This is a genomic window from Mitsuaria sp. MSU3D (assembly GCF_056867975.1).
On sequence record NZ_CP200314.1, the window covers coordinates 3763383 to 3780819 of the forward strand.

The 17437-nt window shown below is 69.5% G+C and carries 17 protein-coding genes; 9 read left to right on the top strand and 8 right to left on the bottom strand.

The features are described from left to right. Positions 1-95: 95 nt before the first annotated feature. From AC1VNM_RS16465 to AC1VNM_RS16475, 3 genes are all read left to right on the top strand, one after another. A complete protein-coding gene (locus AC1VNM_RS16465; RefSeq protein ID WP_483107614.1) occupies positions 96-1007 on the top strand; it encodes a DUF2145 domain-containing protein in 912 nt (303 codons plus the stop codon). Between the two features lie 146 nt (positions 1008-1153). Next, positions 1154-2332, top strand: coding sequence for a glycerophosphodiester phosphodiesterase (locus AC1VNM_RS16470; RefSeq protein ID WP_483107615.1), 1179 nt, complete (start codon positions 1154-1156; stop codon positions 2330-2332). A gap of 73 nt (positions 2333-2405) precedes the next feature. Further along, positions 2406-3602 (top strand): hypothetical protein, encoded by a 1197-nt coding sequence (locus AC1VNM_RS16475; RefSeq protein ID WP_483107616.1) that lies wholly within the window; start codon positions 2406-2408, stop codon positions 3600-3602. Positions 3603-3665: 63 nt separating this feature from the next. Here the strand turns inward: AC1VNM_RS16475 and AC1VNM_RS16480 are convergent, their stop codons facing one another. Then, positions 3666-4349, bottom strand: a complete 684-nt coding sequence (locus tag AC1VNM_RS16480; protein WP_483107617.1) for an ion channel — start codon at positions 4347-4349, stop codon at positions 3666-3668. Between the two features lie 210 nt (positions 4350-4559). Between AC1VNM_RS16480 and AC1VNM_RS16485 the strand changes: the two genes are divergently transcribed. After that, complete coding sequence (locus AC1VNM_RS16485; protein ID WP_377160823.1) at positions 4560-4778, top strand: hypothetical protein; 219 nt, start codon at positions 4560-4562, stop codon at positions 4776-4778. Positions 4779-4781: 3 nt separating this feature from the next. On the opposite strand, the gene AC1VNM_RS16490 is transcribed toward AC1VNM_RS16485, so the two are convergent. The 6 genes from AC1VNM_RS16490 to AC1VNM_RS16515 all read right to left on the bottom strand — a co-directional run bounded on the left by AC1VNM_RS16490 (position 4782) and on the right by AC1VNM_RS16515 (position 11141). Then, positions 4782-5705: a DMT family transporter gene (locus AC1VNM_RS16490; protein ID WP_483107618.1), complete on the bottom strand. Its 924-nt coding sequence runs from the start codon at positions 5703-5705 to the stop codon at positions 4782-4784. Positions 5706-5788: 83 nt separating this feature from the next. Next, positions 5789-6451, bottom strand: coding sequence for an amino acid ABC transporter permease (locus tag AC1VNM_RS16495; protein ID WP_483107619.1), 663 nt, complete (start codon positions 6449-6451; stop codon positions 5789-5791). Positions 6452-6812: 361 nt separating this feature from the next. Then, complete coding sequence (locus AC1VNM_RS16500; RefSeq protein WP_483107620.1) at positions 6813-7829, bottom strand: cytochrome d ubiquinol oxidase subunit II; 1017 nt, start codon at positions 7827-7829, stop codon at positions 6813-6815. Continuing rightward, positions 7826-9202: a cytochrome ubiquinol oxidase subunit I gene (locus AC1VNM_RS16505; protein ID WP_483107621.1), complete on the bottom strand. Its 1377-nt coding sequence runs from the start codon at positions 9200-9202 to the stop codon at positions 7826-7828. Before AC1VNM_RS16505 ends, AC1VNM_RS16500 begins: the two co-directional genes overlap by 4 nt. A gap of 157 nt (positions 9203-9359) precedes the next feature. Next, positions 9360-10040, bottom strand: a complete 681-nt coding sequence (aqpZ, locus tag AC1VNM_RS16510) for an aquaporin Z (RefSeq protein WP_377160812.1) — start codon at positions 10038-10040, stop codon at positions 9360-9362. A 186-nt stretch (positions 10041-10226) separates the two neighbouring features. Next, on the bottom strand, positions 10227-11141 hold the full coding sequence (locus AC1VNM_RS16515) for a LysR family transcriptional regulator (RefSeq protein ID WP_483107622.1): 915 nt from the start codon (positions 11139-11141) through the stop codon (positions 10227-10229). A 153-nt stretch (positions 11142-11294) separates the two neighbouring features. Between AC1VNM_RS16515 and AC1VNM_RS16520 the strand changes: the two genes are divergently transcribed. The 5 genes from AC1VNM_RS16520 (at position 11295) to AC1VNM_RS16540 (ending at position 15178) form a co-directional block, all read left to right on the top strand. Further along, a complete protein-coding gene (locus AC1VNM_RS16520; protein WP_483107623.1) occupies positions 11295-12302 on the top strand; it encodes an alpha/beta fold hydrolase in 1008 nt (335 codons plus the stop codon). Next, positions 12299-13780, top strand: a complete 1482-nt coding sequence (gene leuC, locus AC1VNM_RS16525; RefSeq protein ID WP_483107624.1) for a 3-isopropylmalate dehydratase large subunit — start codon at positions 12299-12301, stop codon at positions 13778-13780. Before AC1VNM_RS16520 ends, leuC begins: the two co-directional genes overlap by 4 nt. Then, a complete protein-coding gene (gene leuD, locus AC1VNM_RS16530; RefSeq protein WP_483107625.1) occupies positions 13777-14412 on the top strand; it encodes a 3-isopropylmalate dehydratase small subunit in 636 nt (211 codons plus the stop codon). The genes leuC and leuD overlap by 4 nt, the downstream gene beginning before the upstream one ends. Positions 14413-14518: 106 nt before the next feature. Further along, positions 14519-14791 (top strand): hypothetical protein, encoded by a 273-nt coding sequence (locus AC1VNM_RS16535; protein ID WP_431099934.1) that lies wholly within the window; start codon positions 14519-14521, stop codon positions 14789-14791. 51 nt (positions 14792-14842) lie between these two features. Continuing rightward, complete coding sequence (locus AC1VNM_RS16540) at positions 14843-15178, top strand: hypothetical protein (RefSeq protein ID WP_483107626.1); 336 nt, start codon at positions 14843-14845, stop codon at positions 15176-15178. Here AC1VNM_RS16540 and AC1VNM_RS16545 read toward each other — a convergent pair. Continuing rightward, complete coding sequence (locus AC1VNM_RS16545; protein ID WP_483109285.1) at positions 15153-17429, bottom strand: xanthine dehydrogenase family protein molybdopterin-binding subunit; 2277 nt, start codon at positions 17427-17429, stop codon at positions 15153-15155. The two genes, AC1VNM_RS16540 and AC1VNM_RS16545, sit on opposite strands and share 26 nt — an antisense overlap. Positions 17430-17437 lie beyond the last annotated feature (8 nt).

Consider the following 17437-nt stretch of genomic DNA (forward strand, 5'->3'; position numbering starts at 1 on the left):
GGCCCGGTACGCGGGCCCGCGCGGCAAGTCGTCGCACGCTGAGCGGCACCGGCATCGTCCCGGTGCTTCGCGGCCTCGCGTCAACGGTGATCGCGATGACTGCGCTCGATGCGGCGTCGGCGTCGCAAGCTGCCACCTTCTGCGACCGCGGCGGCGAAGTCAGCGCCACCGAGCAGGACCGCCAGCTCCAGGTCGTCGCGATCGCGCGGCGGGCGCTGGAGGCGAGCGGCGCCTCCGCCGCGCTGGTCTCGCGCTCCGGCACGGACCTGAGCCGCTTCCACCTGCAGTACTCGCACAGCGGCATCGCGCTGAGGGACAGCCGCAACAGCCCGTGGTCGGTGCGGCAGCTCTACTACGCCTGCGACGAGTCCCAGGCGAAGCTCTACGACCAGGGCCTTGCCGGCTTCCTGCTGAGCGCCGGACGCACCGAGCCGATCCGGCTCTCCATCGTGACGCTGCCCGAGCGCGACGGCGCCCGCCTCGCCGCCCGCGCGCTGGACAACCGGCTCGCGCTCGCACTGCTGTCGCCGCGCTACAGCGCCAGCGCCTACGCCTTCAGCACGCAGTACCAGAACTGCAACCAATGGGTGGCGGAGCTCATGGGCTTCGCGTGGGCGCCCCGCGACGACGAAGCGCCCGCGCGCCTCGACGGCGCTCCGCCTGTCGAGGGCGGCGCGCCGACACGTCAGCAGGCACAGCGCTGGTTGAAGGGGCTCGGCTACGACCCCTTGCCGGTCGTCGTGCCGTCTCACGCCATCATGTTCGCGGCCCAGTTCGTGCCGCTGATCCACAGCGACGACCACCCGATCGACGACCTCTACGCGATGCGGCTGAAAGTCTCGACACCGGCGGCGCTCGAAGCCTTCGCGCACCGGCTCGTTCCCGACGCGCAACGCGTCGAGTTCTGCGCGACGGGTTCGACCATGGTCGTCCGCCGCGGCTGGGACCCGCTGCCGGCCGATTGCCGTGCCGGCGAGGGCGACGAGGTCCTGCCCCTCGCGTCCTGAGTCCGTCGTCCTCATCGCCCTTTCGGCGGTGTGTAAGACCTGTTTCAAGGGACTCGCGCCCCAGGGCGGATCATCAAAACTTCATCGGCGGGGACCTACGCTGCCGGCGCCCCGTCCATTCGACGATCGACCGAAGGAGACATCCGATGAAGTTGCTTCGCACTGCTGTCCTCGCCACCCTCGTCGCCGCCTCGCTGGCGACGGCCGCCTGCGCCCACGGCGGCCAACAACCCCCGCGCGCCAAGGAGCCGCTGCTGATCGCGCACCGCGGCGCCAGCGGCTACGTGCCCGAACACACGCTCGCCGCCTACTGGCTGGCGATCGAGCAAGGCGCCGACTACGTCGAGCCCGACCTCGTGCTGACGAAGGATGGTGTGCTGGTCGCCCGCCACGAGAACGCCATCGCGATCCTGAATCCCGACGGCTCGGTGCGCGAAGCGACGACCGACGTCGCCGAGCGTCCCGAGTTCGCGTCCCGCAAGGCGACGAAGTCCATCGACGGCGTCGCGATCACCGGCTGGTTCACCGAGGACTTCACGCTGGCCGAGCTCAAGACGCTGCGCGCCCGCGAGCGCATCCCGCAGATCCGCCCGGCCAACACGCGCTTCAACGACATGTTCGAGGTGCCCACCTTCGAGGAGGTGCTGCAGCTGGTCCAGCAGGCCAACGAGCGCCGCAGGGAAGAGGACGGCAAGGCCGGCCGCCATGGCCACGGTCACGGCCAGAAGGTCAAGCCGATCGGCGTGTATCCGGAGACCAAGCACCCGACCTACTTCGCCGGCATCGGCAAGCCGCTGGAGGAGCCGCTGGTGCGCCTGCTCAACAAGTATGGCTACCGCAGCCCGGACTCGGCGGTCTTCATCCAGTCCTTCGAGGTCGGCAACCTGCGCAAGCTCAACCGCATGACGCGCGTGCCGCTGGTGCAGCTGCTCAACGGCTCGGGCCGGCCCTACGACTTCACGCTGAGCGGCGACACGCGCACCTACGCGGACCTCGCCCAGCCGGCCGGCCTGGCAGAGATCGCGAGCTACGCCCAAGGCATCGGCGCGAACACGAACCTGATGATCCCGCTGGTCGCCGGCCGCCTGGGCACGCCGACGACGCTGGTGAAGGACGCGCATGCGGCCGGCCTGATCGTGCACGGCTGGACCTTCCGCGCGGAGAACGTCTTCCTGCCCGACGACTTCGACAGCAGCGCCGATCCGACGGCGATCGGCAACCTCGCCGGCCAGATCGAGGCGTTCCTGAAGATCGGCATGGACGGCCTGTTCAGCGACCAGTCGTTCCTGGCGCGCAAGGCGATCGACGCCTACGTGAAGAAGTAGGCTCGAGGGGCGCCGGCGCAAGGGAGTCATGCCACTTCGCTAGACTCCCCCCATCCGACCGGAGTCTTCCACGATGCCTGCCCCCGCGCCTCTGCTGCTGCCCCCGCCCGAGCTCAAGGGTGTCGACCAGGTCGTCGCCGATCCCTTGCGCTTCAAGGCCAAGCTCGCCATCGGCGAGGCGGCCTACGCCTCGCTGCGCATGATCAACCGCGGTCGCGAGGTGTGGGACGTCCTGGGCGCCGCAGGCGCGGGCGCGGCGGTCGCGAAGACGGGCATGGTCGCGTCGCTGCTCGGCGCGTCGGCCACGCCGATCGGCTGGGTCGCCTTCGCCGCACTCGCGTCGGGCGGCGCCTGCTACGGTATGTACCGCCTGCTCAGCTCGACCAAGGGCGAGCGCGTCATCGAGATCCCCAAGTACCTCAACACGCCGCTGGACACGCTGGGCCTCGCGCTGTTCGACCTCATCGCGCCGCTGTCGCTGCGCCTGGCCGCCGTCGACGGCGCCGTCGAGCCCGCCGAGCGCCAGTACCTCATCGACCACCTGATCGCCGACTGGGGCTTGAATCGCGCCTTCGTCGAGCAGTCCGTCGCCGCGGTCGAAGCACGACTCGGCGGCAGCGAGCTCGAGGCGATGGCCGTCGAAGGCGCCGGCTTCCTCCACCTCAACCCCGACTGCAACCACGCCGCGATCGCCAAGGACCTCGGCGTCTTCATGCGCGGGATGCTCGAAGCCGGCGGGCCGCTGACACCGGAGGAGACCCAGTCGCTCGACACCGTCGTGCGCCTGCTCGCGACCGCGCCGCCGGGCGAGCTCTCCAAGCGCTGGAACCAGACGGTGACGCTGGCCGGCGCCGCCGCCGGACAGGTGCGCACGGTGCTGGTCGATACCGCCGACTGGACGCAGCAGCGTCTGCCGAGCGCCGATCAGGTCCTCGTCACGACGGCCACCGCCGCCACGCAGGCCTGGGACGCCGCGCGCAAGACGGCGGACTGGACGCAGCAGCAGCTGCCCTCGGTCGACCAGGTCCGCGCGCAGGCGGAGAGCACCGTGGCCCAGGCCGCCGATGTCGCGAAGAAGGCGGCCACCTGGACGCAGGAGCGTCTGCCGTCCGCCGAGCAGGTCCGCAACACCACCGCCGAGGCCGCCAACCAGGCGATGGGCGCGGCGAAGAAGGGCTTCGCCTGGGCGAAGGACCTGACCACGCGCGCCGCCGACACCACCGGCGTCGACAAGCTGCTGCAGCGCGACGATCCGCCGAAGAAGCCGTAGGCGACGCGTTCAGCGCGTCGCGTCGCCGACCAGCGGCGCGCCGTGCCGCGGCACGGCGGGGTCTCAATCCAGATCCGACAGCTTCCGGTGCTGGATCAAGGTCAGTCCGATCAACCGCGACACGACGGCCGCCAGGTACATGACGCCGACGAACATCTCGACCGTCGTGACGGCGCGCGCCAGCGGCTTCACCGGGATCACGTCGCCGATGCCGGTGCTCGACAGCAGCGCGAAGCTGAGGAACATCAGCTCGGTCCAGGTGCGCGGCAGCTGCGGATCCACCGCCGCCGCGAAGCTGCCCGGATGCAGCGCCTGCACGACGACGAACACATGTGCGAAGCCCCAGGCCAGCAGCGTGAAGGTCGCGCCGGCGGCGAAGAGCTCGTCGGTCGTCGCGTGCCAGTCGCTCATCATGTAGGAGATCAGGCTCCCGGCGGCGTAGAAGTAGAACAGCGCCTCCAGCCCCGAGGACCACGGCAGCAGCTGCTCCATGTGCCAGAACGCCTGCAGCAGCAACAGCGCGATCGCCGGCAGCGCGATCGTCACGCTCAGCCAGGTCAGCCCCGGCGTGCTGCGCACCATGCGCGTCGTGAAGATCAGGACGACGATGCCGAAGGCGCCCAGCGCCAGCGGCGCCGATCGGCTGGCCTCCAGCAGGGGATACAGCACCAGCCCGAGCAGTTGCACGATCAGCAGGATCGCGGACGGATGACGCCGCGTGACGGCGAGGACTCGAAGGACACGCATCGGCGCATTCTCACCGCCGCCGGCCGGTCCGCGAAGGCATCGGCGGTCCAGCCGCGTCGACGGAGCCGCCCGACACGCGGATGCGGCGCCGTCCTACGTGCGTCCGCATCGCGAAGCGCTTCAATGAGCCACCCCGACGCCGTACGACATGCGAGGCGACGGCCGGGGCGCGTTCATCTCAACATCACATCGCAAACACTGGAGGACGTCATGGGTGGCATTCGATTGATCGCCGTGATCCTGATCGTCGCGGGCGTGCTGGGCCTGGTCTACGGCGGGTTCTCGTACACCAAGGAAAACACCGCCGCCAAGCTCGGCCCGCTCGAGCTCAAGGTCGAGGAGACCAAGCGCGTCAACGTGCCGCTGTGGGCCGGCATCGCCGCCATCGCGGTGGGCGGCATCGTGCTGGTGGGGGCGGGCCGGAAGTAAGCCTCAGCGCCGGCCGAGGTTCATCAACGCCGTGCCCGCGATGGCCATCGTGCCGCCGACGAGCAGCGACGCGTCGATGACCTCGCCCAGCCCCAGCGCCGCGAACACGACGCCGAACACCGGCACCAGCGTGATGTAGCCGGCCGCCGCGCCGGCGCCCAGCGCCTTCACGCCGTCGAAGTACCAGGCGTAGGCCAGCGCCGTCGAGCCGACGACGATCCCGGCCATGCACAGCCACGCGTTGCGCGGCGCGTCCAGCACGCCAGCCACGCCGGCCGTGCCGTCAACCACGAGCGTCAACGCCAGCAGCATCAACGCGCCGATCGCCGCCGTGACGGCGGTGGTCGTCAGCGCATCGACGCCGACCATCACCTTGCGACCGATCAGCGTGTAGGCGACCCAGCACGCGACGCAGCCCAGCAGCAGCACTTCACCGATACCGACGCGGCCATCGAACACGTGCCAGGGTTCGCCCTTCGTGATCACGATGGCGGCGCCGACCGCGGCCATCGCCATGCCCAGACCGATCCGCGCGTTCAGGCGCTCGTGGAAGATCCACGCCGCCAGCAGCAGCGTGATCACCGGGTTCAGCGTGATCACCAGCGCGCCCTTGCCGGCGGGCACGTGCCGCAGCCCGCTCATGAAAAACGTCGCGTAGCCGAAGACGCCGAAGCTCGCGGCCAGCACCATGCCGGCCCAGCGCTGGACGCTCCAGTCCCGCAGCGCCGCGAGCCGGCCGGAGCGCGCGAGCCACAGCATCAGGATCGCGCCCGCGAAGAGGAAGCGGCAAGCCGCCGCGGCCAGCGGAGGCATCGTCTGCGCCAGCACGCGGCCCATGGGCCAGGAGGCGCCCCAGAGCACGGCCATGCCGACCAGTCGCAGATGGACGGAAAGGAGCGAGGGGGAAACGGCGACGGAGGTGGACATCAGGGCGGGACTTCAGTGCGGGCGGGAGGGGTTCAGCCGGATCGATGCGGCTGATTCAATGCGGCTGGATCCGTGCGGCCGGATCAATGCGGATAGGCCAGGCGCTTCTCCATCCACTTCTGCACCTGCTCGAAGGCGAAGCTCAGCACCCAGTAGATCAGCGCCGCGGCCATGTAGAGCGGGAACGGTTGGAAGGTCGTGGAGATGACCTCCTTGGTGGCGAGCATCAGCTCGGTCACGGCAATCACGGACACCAGCGAGGTGTCCTTGATCAGCGAGATCAGGCTGTTGGACAGGCTCGGCACGGCGGCGCGCAGCGCCTGCGGGCCGATCACGAAACGCAGTGTCTGGTGACGGCTCAGTCCCAGCGAGGTGCCCGCCAGCCACTGGCCCTGCTCGATCGCGCCGATCGAACCGCGCAGGGTCTCGCTCATGTAGGCGGCGACGTTGAGCGTCAGCGTCAGCACGCCGGCCACCAGCGGGGAGAACTCGATGCCGATGCTTGGCAGCCCGTAGTAGACGATGAACACCTGCACCAGCAGCGGCGTGCCGCGCATCGCGCTCACATAGACCGCCATCACGCGGTCCAGCACCGGCAGCTTCAGCACCCGCACCAGCGTGATCACGGCCGCCAGCGGCAGGCCGAAGATCATCGCCATCACCGCGAAGAGCAGCGTGTAGCCGGTGCCCTTCAACAGCACCGGCCAGGCCAGCTCGGCCAGGGAGAGCAGGGAGGGGAAGTCCATGGAGTTCTTGGAATTGCTCGCTTCTCAGCGGAAGGCGGCATGTTGCCATCTCCTGGACTGCAATCTCCGGGCGCGGGCTCTCCGGGACTTCCGTCGCGCCAAGCGCTGGCTCTCCGGGACTGCCTTGGTCAAGCGCGGGCTCTCCAGGACTGCCATTGCCAAGCGCGGGCTCTCCGCGACGCAGGGGGCACCCCTCCAGGGACCCCCAGCATCACTCCGGCCCCAGTGGGACCGTGGCACGCATCAATGCGAGACCCGCTCCGCCCGTTGCATGAGCAATCTCAGTGGGGCCGGAGTACTGCTGGGGGTTCCCGGAGGGATGCCCCCTGCTGTGCGGAGAGCCCGCGCTTGGCCGTTGCAGTCAATACGCGAGCGCACGCACCTTCCCCCGGAACACGCGATAAGAGAACAGCGAATACGCCAGGATCACCGGCATCGTCAGCGCCGCGCCGACGAGCAGGAAACGCAGCGACTCGTCCGCCGCCGCCGCGTCCCAGATCGTGATCCGGTCGATGACGACGAACGGATAGAGGCTGTAGGACAGTCCGAAGAAGCTCAGCGTCAGCACGACCACCATCAGCGCCAACGGCGCCCAGCTCAGCTTGCCCAGCACGCGGTGCGAGTTGAGCAATCCACGCAGTGCCGCCAGCGCCAGCAACGCGACCAGCGGCAGCGGCGCCAGCGCGATCAGGCCCGGCATGTCGAACCAGCGCGCCCGCACGGTGGGGCTCAGCCACGGCGATGCGATCGACACGACCAGCAATCCCGCCACGACCACCGGCCAGGCGTGCTTCGCCCATTCGATCGCCCGCCGCTGCAGCTCGCCCTCCGTCTTGATCAGCAGCCATGCGGCGCCCAGCAGCGCATAGCAGGCCGTCAGCGCGATCGCGATGCCCGCGGCGAAAACCTGCGCGGCGATGCTGTCCTCGAAGCCCGTCACGTAGCGCCCGAGCATCCAGCCCTGCGCCAGCGAAGCGAGCAAGGAGCCGCCCGCGAAGGCGGCATCCCACCACCGCTTGTGCGCCGGGTCGCCCTTGGCGCGGAAGTCGAAGGCCGCGCCGCGCAGGATCAGCCCCAGCAGCATCAGCACCACCGGCCCGTAGAGCGCCGTCAGCACCACGCCCTGCGCCTTCGGGAAGGCGATCAGCAGCAGACCGACGGCCAGCACCAGCCAGGTCTCGTTGGCATCCCAGAACGGCCCGATCGACGCGACCATCCGGTCGCGATCGAGGTCCTTCGCCGTCGCGCAGAGCATGCCCACGCCGAGGTCGTAGCCGTCCAGCACGACGTAGATCAGCAGCGAGAGCCCCATCAGGGCCATGAAGATCACCGGGAGCATGCTCCCCTCCCCTGCCGGCACGGCCGCCAACGCGTTCATGTGAAGCTCCTTGAGATGACGGCACCGACCGGCACGCTGCCCGGCGAGTGGATGGGATCGACAGGAACGGCGCCCGGCGCGGCCTTCTCCGCCATCCGCTTGATCGCGGCGATGTACGCGATCAGCAGCGCCAGGTAGACCGTCGCGTAGCCGGCCAGCGAGGCCGCGATCAACGACCCCGGGTTGTGCGCCGCGACCTCCTGCGTCCGCAGCACGCCGTAGACGATGAAGGGCTGCCGGCCGATCTCGGTGACATACCAGCCGGCCACCGTCGCGACCCAGCCGGAGAAGCTCATGAACGAGAGCCCCCACAACCAGACGCGCGGCAGACGCTGCCAACCCGAGCGCCGGTACAGCCACCACCCGCCCCACGCGAAGACCAGCATCAGCAACCCGACACCCACCATCACGCGGAAGCCGAAGAACAGCGGCCTGACCGGCGGGTGCGCGCCCGCGAATTCATCGAGCCCGCGGATCTCTCCCTCGGCATCGTGCTTGAGGATCAGGCTGGCCAGGCGCGGGACGCCGATGGCGAAGCGGTTCTCCTTCGCCTGCTCGTCGGGCAGCGCGAACAGCAGCAGCGGCGCGCCGCGCTCGGTGGTCCACACGCCCTCCATCGCCGCGATCTTGGCCGGCTGATGCTTCAGCGTGTTGAGCCCGTGCAGGTCGCCCGCGGCGATCTGCAGCGGGATCAGCACCGCGCCCAGCGTCAGCCCGAGTCGCAGCACGCGGCGCGTCTCCGCCTTCTCGCGGCCCTTGAGCATTTGCCATGCGCTGACACCGGCCAGCAGGAAGGCCACCGTCAGCCCCGAGGCGAGCAGCTTGTGGGCGAGCCGGTACGGGAAGGACGGATTGAAGACGATCGCCCACCAGTCGACGGCATGCATGACGCCGTCGCGGATCTCGTAGCCTGTGGGCGTCTGCATCCACGAGTTGAGGCTGAGGATCCAGAACGCGCTGAGCGTCGTGCCGAAGGCCACCGTCGCCGTCGCGATGAGGTGCACGCGCGGGCTGACGCGCTCCCGCCCGAACAGCATGATCCCGAGGAAGCCGGCCTCCAGGAAGAAGGCCGTGAGCACCTCGTAGCCGAGCAGCGGTCCGGCGATGTTGCCGGCGCGCTCCATGAAGCCCGGCCAGTTGGTGCCGAACTGGAAGCTCATCGTCACGCCGCTGACCACCCCCAGCGCGAAGCTGAGCGCGAAGACCTTGGTCCAGAACTGGTAGGCCGCGAGCCACGCGGACTCGCCGCTGCGCCGCCAGCGCCAGAGCATGAAGAGCACGACCCAGCCCAGCGCGATCGTGATCGTCGGGAACAGGATGTGGAAGGTGATGTTGAGCGCGAACTGCATGCGCGCCAGGATCAGGGTGTCCATGGCCCTGAAGTGTTCCGAAGTCGGACAGTTCGCGGAAGGGACAGATCGTCCTAGGACAAGCTGCCCTAGGACGGATTGCCCTAGGACAAATCGCCCCGGCCGGGCGTGCGCGCGGCGGCGGCGCGCGACGCCCTCTGCGGGACCGGGCGATGCTTGCTCAGTCGCTCGACAGCGCGCGGTACGCCGCGCCGCCGATCAAGCCGCCGACGAGCGGCGCGACCCAGAAGGCCCAGAGCTGCTGCAGGGCCCACGGCTCCGCGAAGAGCGCCACGCCCGTGCTGCGCGCCGGGTTCACCGAGGTGTTGGTGACGGGGATGCTGATCAGGTGGATCAGCGTCAGCGCCAGGCCGATCGCGATCGGCGCGAACCCCTGCGGCGCGCGCTTGTCCGTGGCGCCCATGATGATGAACAGGAACATCGCCGTCATCACCACCTCGCACAGCAGCGCCGCGCCCATCGCGTAGCCGCCGGGGGAATGCTCGCCGAAGCCGTTCGACGCGAAGCCGCCGACGGTGAAGCCCGGCTTGCCGCTCGCGATCAGGTAGAGCACGCCGCCCGCCAGCGCGCCGCCGACAACCTGCGCCACGATGTAGGGCAGCAGCCGTTTCGTCTCGAAGCGGCCGCCGGCCCACAGGCCGACGGATACCGCCGGGTTGAGGTGGCAGCCGCTGATGTGTCCGATGGCGAAGGCCATCGTCAGCACGGTCAGCCCGAACGCGAGCGACACGCCCAGCAGTCCGATGCCCAGTTGCGGGAACGCCGCGGCGAGCACGGCGCTGCCGCAGCCACCGAGCACGAGCCAGAACGTGCCGATCAGTTCAGCAATGATGGCCTTCATGGGGGATCCTCCCTTGGCGACGCGATGCGGAGCACCGCCTCGACTGCTTCCGCGCACGCCGGCCGCGCCTTTTTCGCGCCTGTCTCCGGCATGCAAGCGGCGATTCTGTCCGCGCGCCGAACAGCCCGGCATCCCACGACGTAGGGGCTTGCGCAGCGGTGGAGGGTCAGGGCCAGCGGCCGTCGATCACCACCCGCCGTCATCTCCCTCGCGCTGGGGCTCAAAGCGTTCGAGCAGGAAATCGACCAGCGCTCGCGTCTTCGCCGACAGCTGCGCGCGCGGCGGATAGATCAGGTGGATGTCCGCCGGTGGCAGCGACCAATCCGCCAGCACGGGTCGCAAGCGCCCCGATCGCAGCATCGGCGCCGCTTCCCAGAACGAGCGCATCAGCACGCCGTGCCCATCGAGTCCCCAGGCGAGCACGCTCTCCCCGTCGTTGGCGGCCAGCGGCCCGCGCACCTTCACCGTCTCCTTGCGCGCGCCCTGCTGGAAGTGCCAGGTGCCGAAGGTCTCGTCGCTTTCGCGGATGAACAGGCAGGCGTGGCGCGCAAGCTCGCGCGGCGTGGCGGGCTCGCCGGCACGCTTCAGGTACGCGGGCAAGGCGCAGAGCACGCGCCGGTTGCGCGCCAGCAGCCGCGCCGTGAGCCGCGCGTCGGGCGGCTCGCCGACGTGGACCTCCAGGTCCAGTCCCTGCTCGATCAGATTGACCGGACGATCCGTCAACTCGAGCTGCACCTCGACATCGGGGAACTGTCGCGCGAACTTCGACAACGCCGGCGCCACATGCTTGCGCCCGAAGCCGAAGCTCGCCGCCACGCGCAGCAGGCCTTTCGGCGCCGCACGGCTGCCGGCCACGGTGCGCTCGAGCGCCTCCATGTCCTCCAGCACGCGCGCGCCGTCGACGAGGTAGGTCTCGCCCTCGGGCGTCAGGCCGATGCGGCGCGTGGTCCGTTGCAGCAGCCGCACGCCGAGCCGGCGCTCGATCGCTGCGAGCCGCTTGCTCACCGCCGGCGGCGTCACGCCGAGCTGCTGCGCCGCGGCGGCCAGGCTGCCCTGCTTCACCAGCAGTGCGAAGAAGGCCAGGTCGGAGAAGCCGTCCATTGATGAACCTCCGGAACGAAAGAACTGCCGAAGCGGAAATTATGTGCCCTGCATTCACTTCCAGAATCGGGGCCAACGAGGAGTCGGCCACCGCCGACCGTGCCGCCGCATCCATCCGTCCTTTCCGGGCGGCACGCCCGATCAGGAGACCCCATGCAAGCTTCCCCAGGCGGCCATGCGCTCGATGCGCTGTACCCCGGCTTCCAGCATCTGAGCCTGCCCACCGCCGACGGCGTCCGCATCCATCTGACGATGGGCGGCACCGGCCCCGCGCTGCTGCTGCTCCACGGCCATCCGCAGACGCGCGCGATCTGGCACAAGGTCGCGCCGACGCTGGCCGAGCACTTCACCATCGTCGCCGCCGACCTGCGCGGCTATGGCGACTCGTCGAAGCCGGAGGTGCCGGAGGCCTTGCAGGCGCTGCAGTCGCCGTCAACACCGCCCACGCCGCCGGCGCCGAACGACCATGCCGCCTACAGCAAGCGCACGATGGCCGCCGACATGCTGAGCGTGATGCGCCAGCTCGGGCATGAGCGCTTCGACGTGCTGGCGCACGACCGCGGCGGGCGCGTCGCGCATCGCCTCGCACTGGACGCGCCGGACGCGGTGCGGCGGCTCGCCCTGCTGGACATCGCGCCGACGCTGGACATGTACGAAGGCACCAACGTCGCCTTCGCGCGCGCCTACTGGCACTGGTTCTTCCTGATCCAGCCGGCGCCGCTGCCGGAGCGCCTCATCGAGTCCGACCCCGGCGCCTACATCCGCGACGTGATGGGCCGCCGCAGCGCGGGCCTCGCGCCTTTCGACCCGCGCGCGCTCGCCGAGTACAAGCGCTGCCTCGCGCTGCCCGGCACCGCGCACGGCCTGTGCGAGGACTACCGCGCCAGCGCCGGCATCGACCTGGACCACGACCGCGAGGACCGCGCCGCCGGCCGGCGGCTGCAGATGCCGCTGCTCGCGCTGTGGGGCCGGGAAGGCGTCGTGCACCGCTGCTTCGAGCCGCTGACGCTGTGGCGCGGCGTCGCCGACGACGTGCGCGGCGAGGCCCTGCCCTGCGGCCACTACATCCCGGAGGAGGCTCCGGAGCAGTTGCTCGATCGCGTCCTGCCCTTCTTCACCGCCGACGCCATCGCCATCGATGGCCAGGAGAGCCAGCCATGACCGCCACGCTCGCCACGCTCACACACGCCGGACCGCGCACGCTCTATCGCAAGCTCGTCGAGAGCCACACGGTGGCGGCCCTCGACGAACAGAACGTGCTGCTGTTCTGCGACCTGCACCTGATGAACGAGTACACCAGCCCGCAGGCCTTCACCGGCCTGCACGAGCAGGGTCGCGGCGTGCCGATGCCGGGCCAGAACGTGGCGGTGGTGAGCCACATCATCCCGACGCACCCGGTGGCACCGAAGCTGCGCGTGATCGCCGATCCGCCGTCGGCGCTGCAGGCGACCAACCTCAAGGCGAACTGCGACCGGCATGGCATCCGGCTGTTCGACACGACCGACGCGCTGCAAGGCATCGAGCACGTCGTCGCGCCGGAGCACGGAATGATCCGCCCCGGCATGGTGGTGATCTGCGGCGACAGCCACACCACGACCTACGGCGCACTGGGGGCCTTGGGTTTCGGCATCGGGACCACCGAGGTCGAACACGTGCTGGCCACGCAGACGCTGGTCTACCGCGTCGCGAAGGACATGCGGATCCGCGTCGACGGCGCGCTGCCGATCGGGACGACGTCCAAGGACCTGATCCTCGCAATCATCGGCCGCATCGGCGCCCAGGGTGCGCGCGGCTACGTCGTCGAGTTCTGCGGCGAAGCGATCACCGCGTTGTCCGTCGAAGCCCGCTTCACGCTGTGCAACATGGCGGTCGAGGCCGGTGCCCGCGGCGCGCTGATCGCGCCGGATGCGACGGCGATCGACTACGTGCTCGCCCGCTGCCCCGACCTCGCTGGCGAATGGCGCGAGCCCGCCCTCGCCCACTGGGCGACGCTGCACAGCGATGAGGGCGCGGCGTTCGACATCGAATACCGCTTCGACGCCGCCGAGGTGGCGCCGCAGGTGACCTGGGGCACGAGCCCGGACCAGGTGGCCGCGATCGATGCGCCGATTCCCGATCCGGCGCGCATGGACGAAGGCCCGACCCGAGCGAGCGCGGAGCGCGCGCTGCGCTACGCCCGCCTGCACGGTGGCGTGGCCTTGGAAGGCACGCCGATCCAGCACGTGTTCATCGGCTCCTGCACGAACGGGCGCATCGAGGACCTGCGCGCCGCGGCGGCCGTGCTGCGCGGCCGGCAGGTGGCGCCGGGCGTGCGCGCGATGGTCGTGCCGGGTTCCGGCGCGGTGCGCGCGATGGCGGAGGCGGAAGGCCTCGACCGCGTGTTCCTCGATGCGGGGCTCGAATGGCGCCAGCCGGGGTGCTCGATGTGCCTGGCGATGAACGACGACGTGCTCGCCGACGGCATCCGCTGCGCGTCGACGACGAACCGCAACTTCGAAGGCCGCCAGGGCCGCGGCGCGATCACGCACCTGATGAGTCCCGCGATGGCCGCCGCCGCCGCGGTGACGGGTCGCCTCACCGATGTCCGCCGACTGGCCCCCGCGCCCAGTGCCGTTGCTCCGCAGGAGATCCCGCGATGAACCCCGTCCGCCAAGTCCAGGGCCGCACCGCGGCGCTGCGCCTCGAGAACCTCGACACTGACCAGATCATGCCCAAGCAGTTCCTGCGCGGCATCGACAAGAGCGGCCTGCGCGACGGGCTGCTCTACGACCTGCGTTTCGACGCCGAAGGGCGTGAGCGCGAGGACTTCGTCCTCAACAAGCCCGAGTACGCTGGCGTCTCGGTGCTGCTCGGCGGCAACAACTTCGGCTGCGGCTCCAGCCGCGAGCACGCGGTGTGGGGCCTGCAGCAGGCGGGCATCCGCGCGGTGGTCGCGCCGGGCTTCGGCGAGATCTTCTATTCGAATGCGATGGGGAACGGCTTGCTGCTCGTGGCGCTGCCGGAGGCGGAGGTGCTCCGGCTGATGGCCGAGGCGGACCACGTGCCCGACAACGCCGTCACCATCGACGTCGAGACGCTCACGCTGCGCAGCGCCGGCGGCGTCGAGGCGCGCTTCGACATGCTGCCGCGGCATCAGCGGATGCTGCTGGAAGGGCTCGACGCGATCGGGCTGTCGATGACCTACCGCGCGCAGATCGATGCCTTCGCCAAGGCGCACTGGGAAGCGCAGCCTTGGGTGAAGGATGTGGCCAGGCAACGACTGGCTCCGTGATCTGACATCGGAGGAGGTCCCTACTGAGATAGGTCATCGACGGGCGCGTTCGCCGGAACTAGCATTTGCTGCATCGATTCCGGTTTCTCCTGAAAGGAGTGAGCGAATGTCCGACATCACCAAGATCACCAAGGTGACCGATCTGCCCAATTTCAAACAGCTCGAAGCCATGGCGCTTGAGGTGGCGAGGATGCTGTCTGAATCGAAGGAGCTGTGCGAGTCGCTGGCGATGGCTCACCAGCAATGCCGAGAGCGAATTCTCGCCAGGCGCGGGGGCGTTCCATCGGACACGATCGAGAGCAGTTCATCTTCCGAGTTGCTTGCCCGTTTAGCTGCGAAGGGCCCGTTCTACCTGTCGCGGAAGTTCACGGATATCTGAGCAACCCTCTGAGCAGGCGAAGGCACGGGAGCCCGTGCCTGGTTCGTTTTCATGAATCCACTTGACTTTGAACGCGGCCTCGGCCCGGAAGCAGTGGCCGCCGCGTCGACGAATGAATTCTGTCGTCTGATGTACTCCGCTGCCTCGGAAGCCCGTCCCGATCAGGCAGCCCCTGCAAGGGTGATGGTGGAGAAGCGGCAGAAGATCTGGAAGGAAGAGGAACACGAACGCCTGACCGGTTTGTTCGGCACCTCCATGCTGTTCAAGACGTGGAGCTTGCCTGGCGAGATCAGCGACATGCCCGCGCGCGAGCAGGGTGACGAGCAGACGGAGAGAGCGTTCGCCGGAATGACTGGCAACGTCACACCGGAAACGGCAGACTCCTGATCCTCTTTCCCGTCAGCGCCGCCATCGCATTCGCCATCGCTGGCGCAATCGGTGGGACGCCGCATTCGCCCATGCCCGTCGGCGGGTCGGCCGACGGCACGACGTGCAGGTCCACCTTCGGCGCATCCACATGGATGGGCACGCGGTAGTCGTTCCAGTTGCCCTGCTCGACCTCACCGTTCTTCAACGTGATCTGCGCGCCCGGCAGCGTCATGCCGACGCCCATCACCAGCGCGCCCTGCACCTGCGCCTCGATCGTGCGCGGGTTCACCGCGAGGTTGCAGTGCACCCCCGCCGTGACCTTGTGCAGCACCGGCCGGCCGTCCTTGATCGACACCTCGACCACGTACGCGACCACCGTGTTGAAGGACTCGTGCACCGCCACGCCCCAGGCGTGGCCCTTGGCGAGCTTGGTCTTTCCGTAGCCTGACTTCTCGACCGCCAGATCCAGCGCCGCGATGTGCCGCGCATGCTTGGCGAGCAGCTGCCGCCGGTACGCCACCGGATCGATCTTGCCGGCGCGCGCCAGCTCGTCGACCAGCGTCTCCATCACGAAGGCGGTGTGCGTGTGGCCGACCGAGCGCCACCACAGCACCGGCACGTTGACCTTCGGGTGGTGGACGTCCAGCGCGATGGGGAACGGATAGGCGCTTTCGGCGACGCCTTCGGTCATCGTCGCGTCCGCGCCGTTCTTCACCATGAAGTCCGCGAACGGCGTGCCCATCGTGATCGACTGGCCGACGATCACATGCTTCCACGCGAGCACCTTGCCCTTGCCGTCATGCGCGATCTCGACGCGGTGCAGGTGCGTCGGGCGGTAGAAGCCGCCGCGCACGTCGTCCTCGCGCGTCCAGATCATCTTGATCGGGCCGCGCTTGCCCGCGGCGTGGCGCGCCTTCGCCACCTGCGCGGCTTCGACGAGGTAGTCCGAGGTCGGCGTCGCGCGCCGGCCGAAGCCGCCGCCCGCCGTCATCGTGTTCAGCGTGACCTGCTCCGGCTTCAGGCCGAGCACCCCCGCCACCTGCGCCTGGTCCACCGTCTGGAACTGCGAGCCCACCCACACCGTGCAGCGATCGCCTCGGAAGTCGATCGTGCAGTTGAGCGGCTCCATCGGCGTGTGCGCCAGGTACGGGAAGGTGTACTCCGCCGTGATGCGGCTCGGAGCGCCCTTGCCCGCGCTCGTCGCGTCCAGCGCGGAGGTGTCCGCCTTCTGCACCGACGCGCCCGGCTGCTTCGCCAACGCGCGGAACTGCTCCAGCTGCGCCGCGCTGTCGACGCGCTCCAGGCCGCTCAGGTCCCAGTCGACCTTCACCAGCTCGCGTGCCTTGCGTGCGGGCCAGAAGCCGTTCGCGATGATCGCCAGCCCGCTCGCGCCGCTGCTCAGCGGGACCTGGATCACCTCCTCGACGCCGGGAACGGCGAGCGCCGCCGCCGCATCGAACTTCGACACTTTCCCGCCGAAGACCGGCGGGTGGACCATCACCACCGTGCGCAGATCCGGCAGCTTGACGTCGATGCCGAAGTCCTGGCGCCCCGTCGACTTCGCGCGTGCGTCGAGCCGGTTCATCGGCTTGCCAATCAGCTTGAACTGCGACGGCTCCTTGAGCTTGACCGTCGCCGGCACCGGCTCGGCGAAAGCCGCCTGCGCCAGCACGCCGTAGCCCAGCCGCCGGCCGTCCGGCGCGACGACGCTGCCCGACTCGGTCCGCAGCTGCGCCGCCGGTGTGTTCAGCTGCTTGGACGCCGCGGCGACCAGCATCGCGCGCAGGCGGGCGCCGATCTCGCGGTACTGCTGCCACGACGCCTTCATGCTGGTCGAGCCGCCCACCATCTGGATGTGGAAGAACGGATCCTTGTAGGCCTCGCCCGCCGGCGCGAGCTCGCAGCGGACCTTGCTCCAGTCGGCATCCAGCTCCTCGGCCACCAGCATCGGCAACGCGGTCTGCACGCCCTGGCCGAAATCGATCTTGCCGATCGTCACGGTGACGATGCCGTCGCCGTCGATCGCCACGAAGGCCGACGGCTGCTGGAACGGCTTGAGGCCTTCCGGCGCGCTCGCCGCGGAAGCGCCGCTCACCGCGGCCTCCTGCGCACCGGCTCCGGTCGCGTACAGCGCGAAGCCCGACGCGAGGCTCATCTTCAGGAACACGCGGCGGCCGAGGCCTCCCGCATCGGCGATGGCCGAGGCGGCAGTAGAGACCGAGGAATCCTCGATGCCATCGGGCAACTCGCCGCTCAGGTACTGGAACATGGGTCGCA

Bases quoted from the DNA above. Each gene is read 5' to 3' on its own strand.
- AC1VNM_RS16465 (WP_483107614.1), top strand. From the start codon at position 96: ATGACTGCGCTCGATGCGGCGTCGGCGTCGCAAGCTGCCACCTTCTGC.
- AC1VNM_RS16470 (WP_483107615.1), top strand. From the start codon at position 1,154: ATGAAGTTGCTTCGCACTGCTGTCCTCGCCACCCTCGTCGCCGCCTCG.
- AC1VNM_RS16475 (WP_483107616.1), top strand. From the start codon at position 2,406: ATGCCTGCCCCCGCGCCTCTGCTGCTGCCCCCGCCCGAGCTCAAGGGT.
- AC1VNM_RS16480 (WP_483107617.1), bottom strand. From the start codon at position 4,349: ATGCGTGTCCTTCGAGTCCTCGCCGTCACGCGGCGTCATCCGTCCGCG.
- AC1VNM_RS16485 (WP_377160823.1), top strand. From the start codon at position 4,560: ATGGGTGGCATTCGATTGATCGCCGTGATCCTGATCGTCGCGGGCGTG.
- AC1VNM_RS16490 (WP_483107618.1), bottom strand. From the start codon at position 5,705: ATGTCCACCTCCGTCGCCGTTTCCCCCTCGCTCCTTTCCGTCCATCTG.
- AC1VNM_RS16495 (WP_483107619.1), bottom strand. From the start codon at position 6,451: ATGGACTTCCCCTCCCTGCTCTCCCTGGCCGAGCTGGCCTGGCCGGTG.
- AC1VNM_RS16500 (WP_483107620.1), bottom strand. From the start codon at position 7,829: ATGAACGCGTTGGCGGCCGTGCCGGCAGGGGAGGGGAGCATGCTCCCG.
- AC1VNM_RS16505 (WP_483107621.1), bottom strand. From the start codon at position 9,202: ATGGACACCCTGATCCTGGCGCGCATGCAGTTCGCGCTCAACATCACC.
- aqpZ (WP_377160812.1), bottom strand. From the start codon at position 10,040: ATGAAGGCCATCATTGCTGAACTGATCGGCACGTTCTGGCTCGTGCTC.
- AC1VNM_RS16515 (WP_483107622.1), bottom strand. From the start codon at position 11,141: ATGGACGGCTTCTCCGACCTGGCCTTCTTCGCACTGCTGGTGAAGCAG.
- AC1VNM_RS16520 (WP_483107623.1), top strand. From the start codon at position 11,295: ATGCAAGCTTCCCCAGGCGGCCATGCGCTCGATGCGCTGTACCCCGGC.
- leuC (WP_483107624.1), top strand. From the start codon at position 12,299: ATGACCGCCACGCTCGCCACGCTCACACACGCCGGACCGCGCACGCTC.
- leuD (WP_483107625.1), top strand. From the start codon at position 13,777: ATGAACCCCGTCCGCCAAGTCCAGGGCCGCACCGCGGCGCTGCGCCTC.
- AC1VNM_RS16535 (WP_431099934.1), top strand. From the start codon at position 14,519: ATGTCCGACATCACCAAGATCACCAAGGTGACCGATCTGCCCAATTTC.
- AC1VNM_RS16540 (WP_483107626.1), top strand. From the start codon at position 14,843: ATGAATCCACTTGACTTTGAACGCGGCCTCGGCCCGGAAGCAGTGGCC.
- AC1VNM_RS16545 (WP_483109285.1), bottom strand. From the start codon at position 17,429: ATGTTCCAGTACCTGAGCGGCGAGTTGCCCGATGGCATCGAGGATTCC.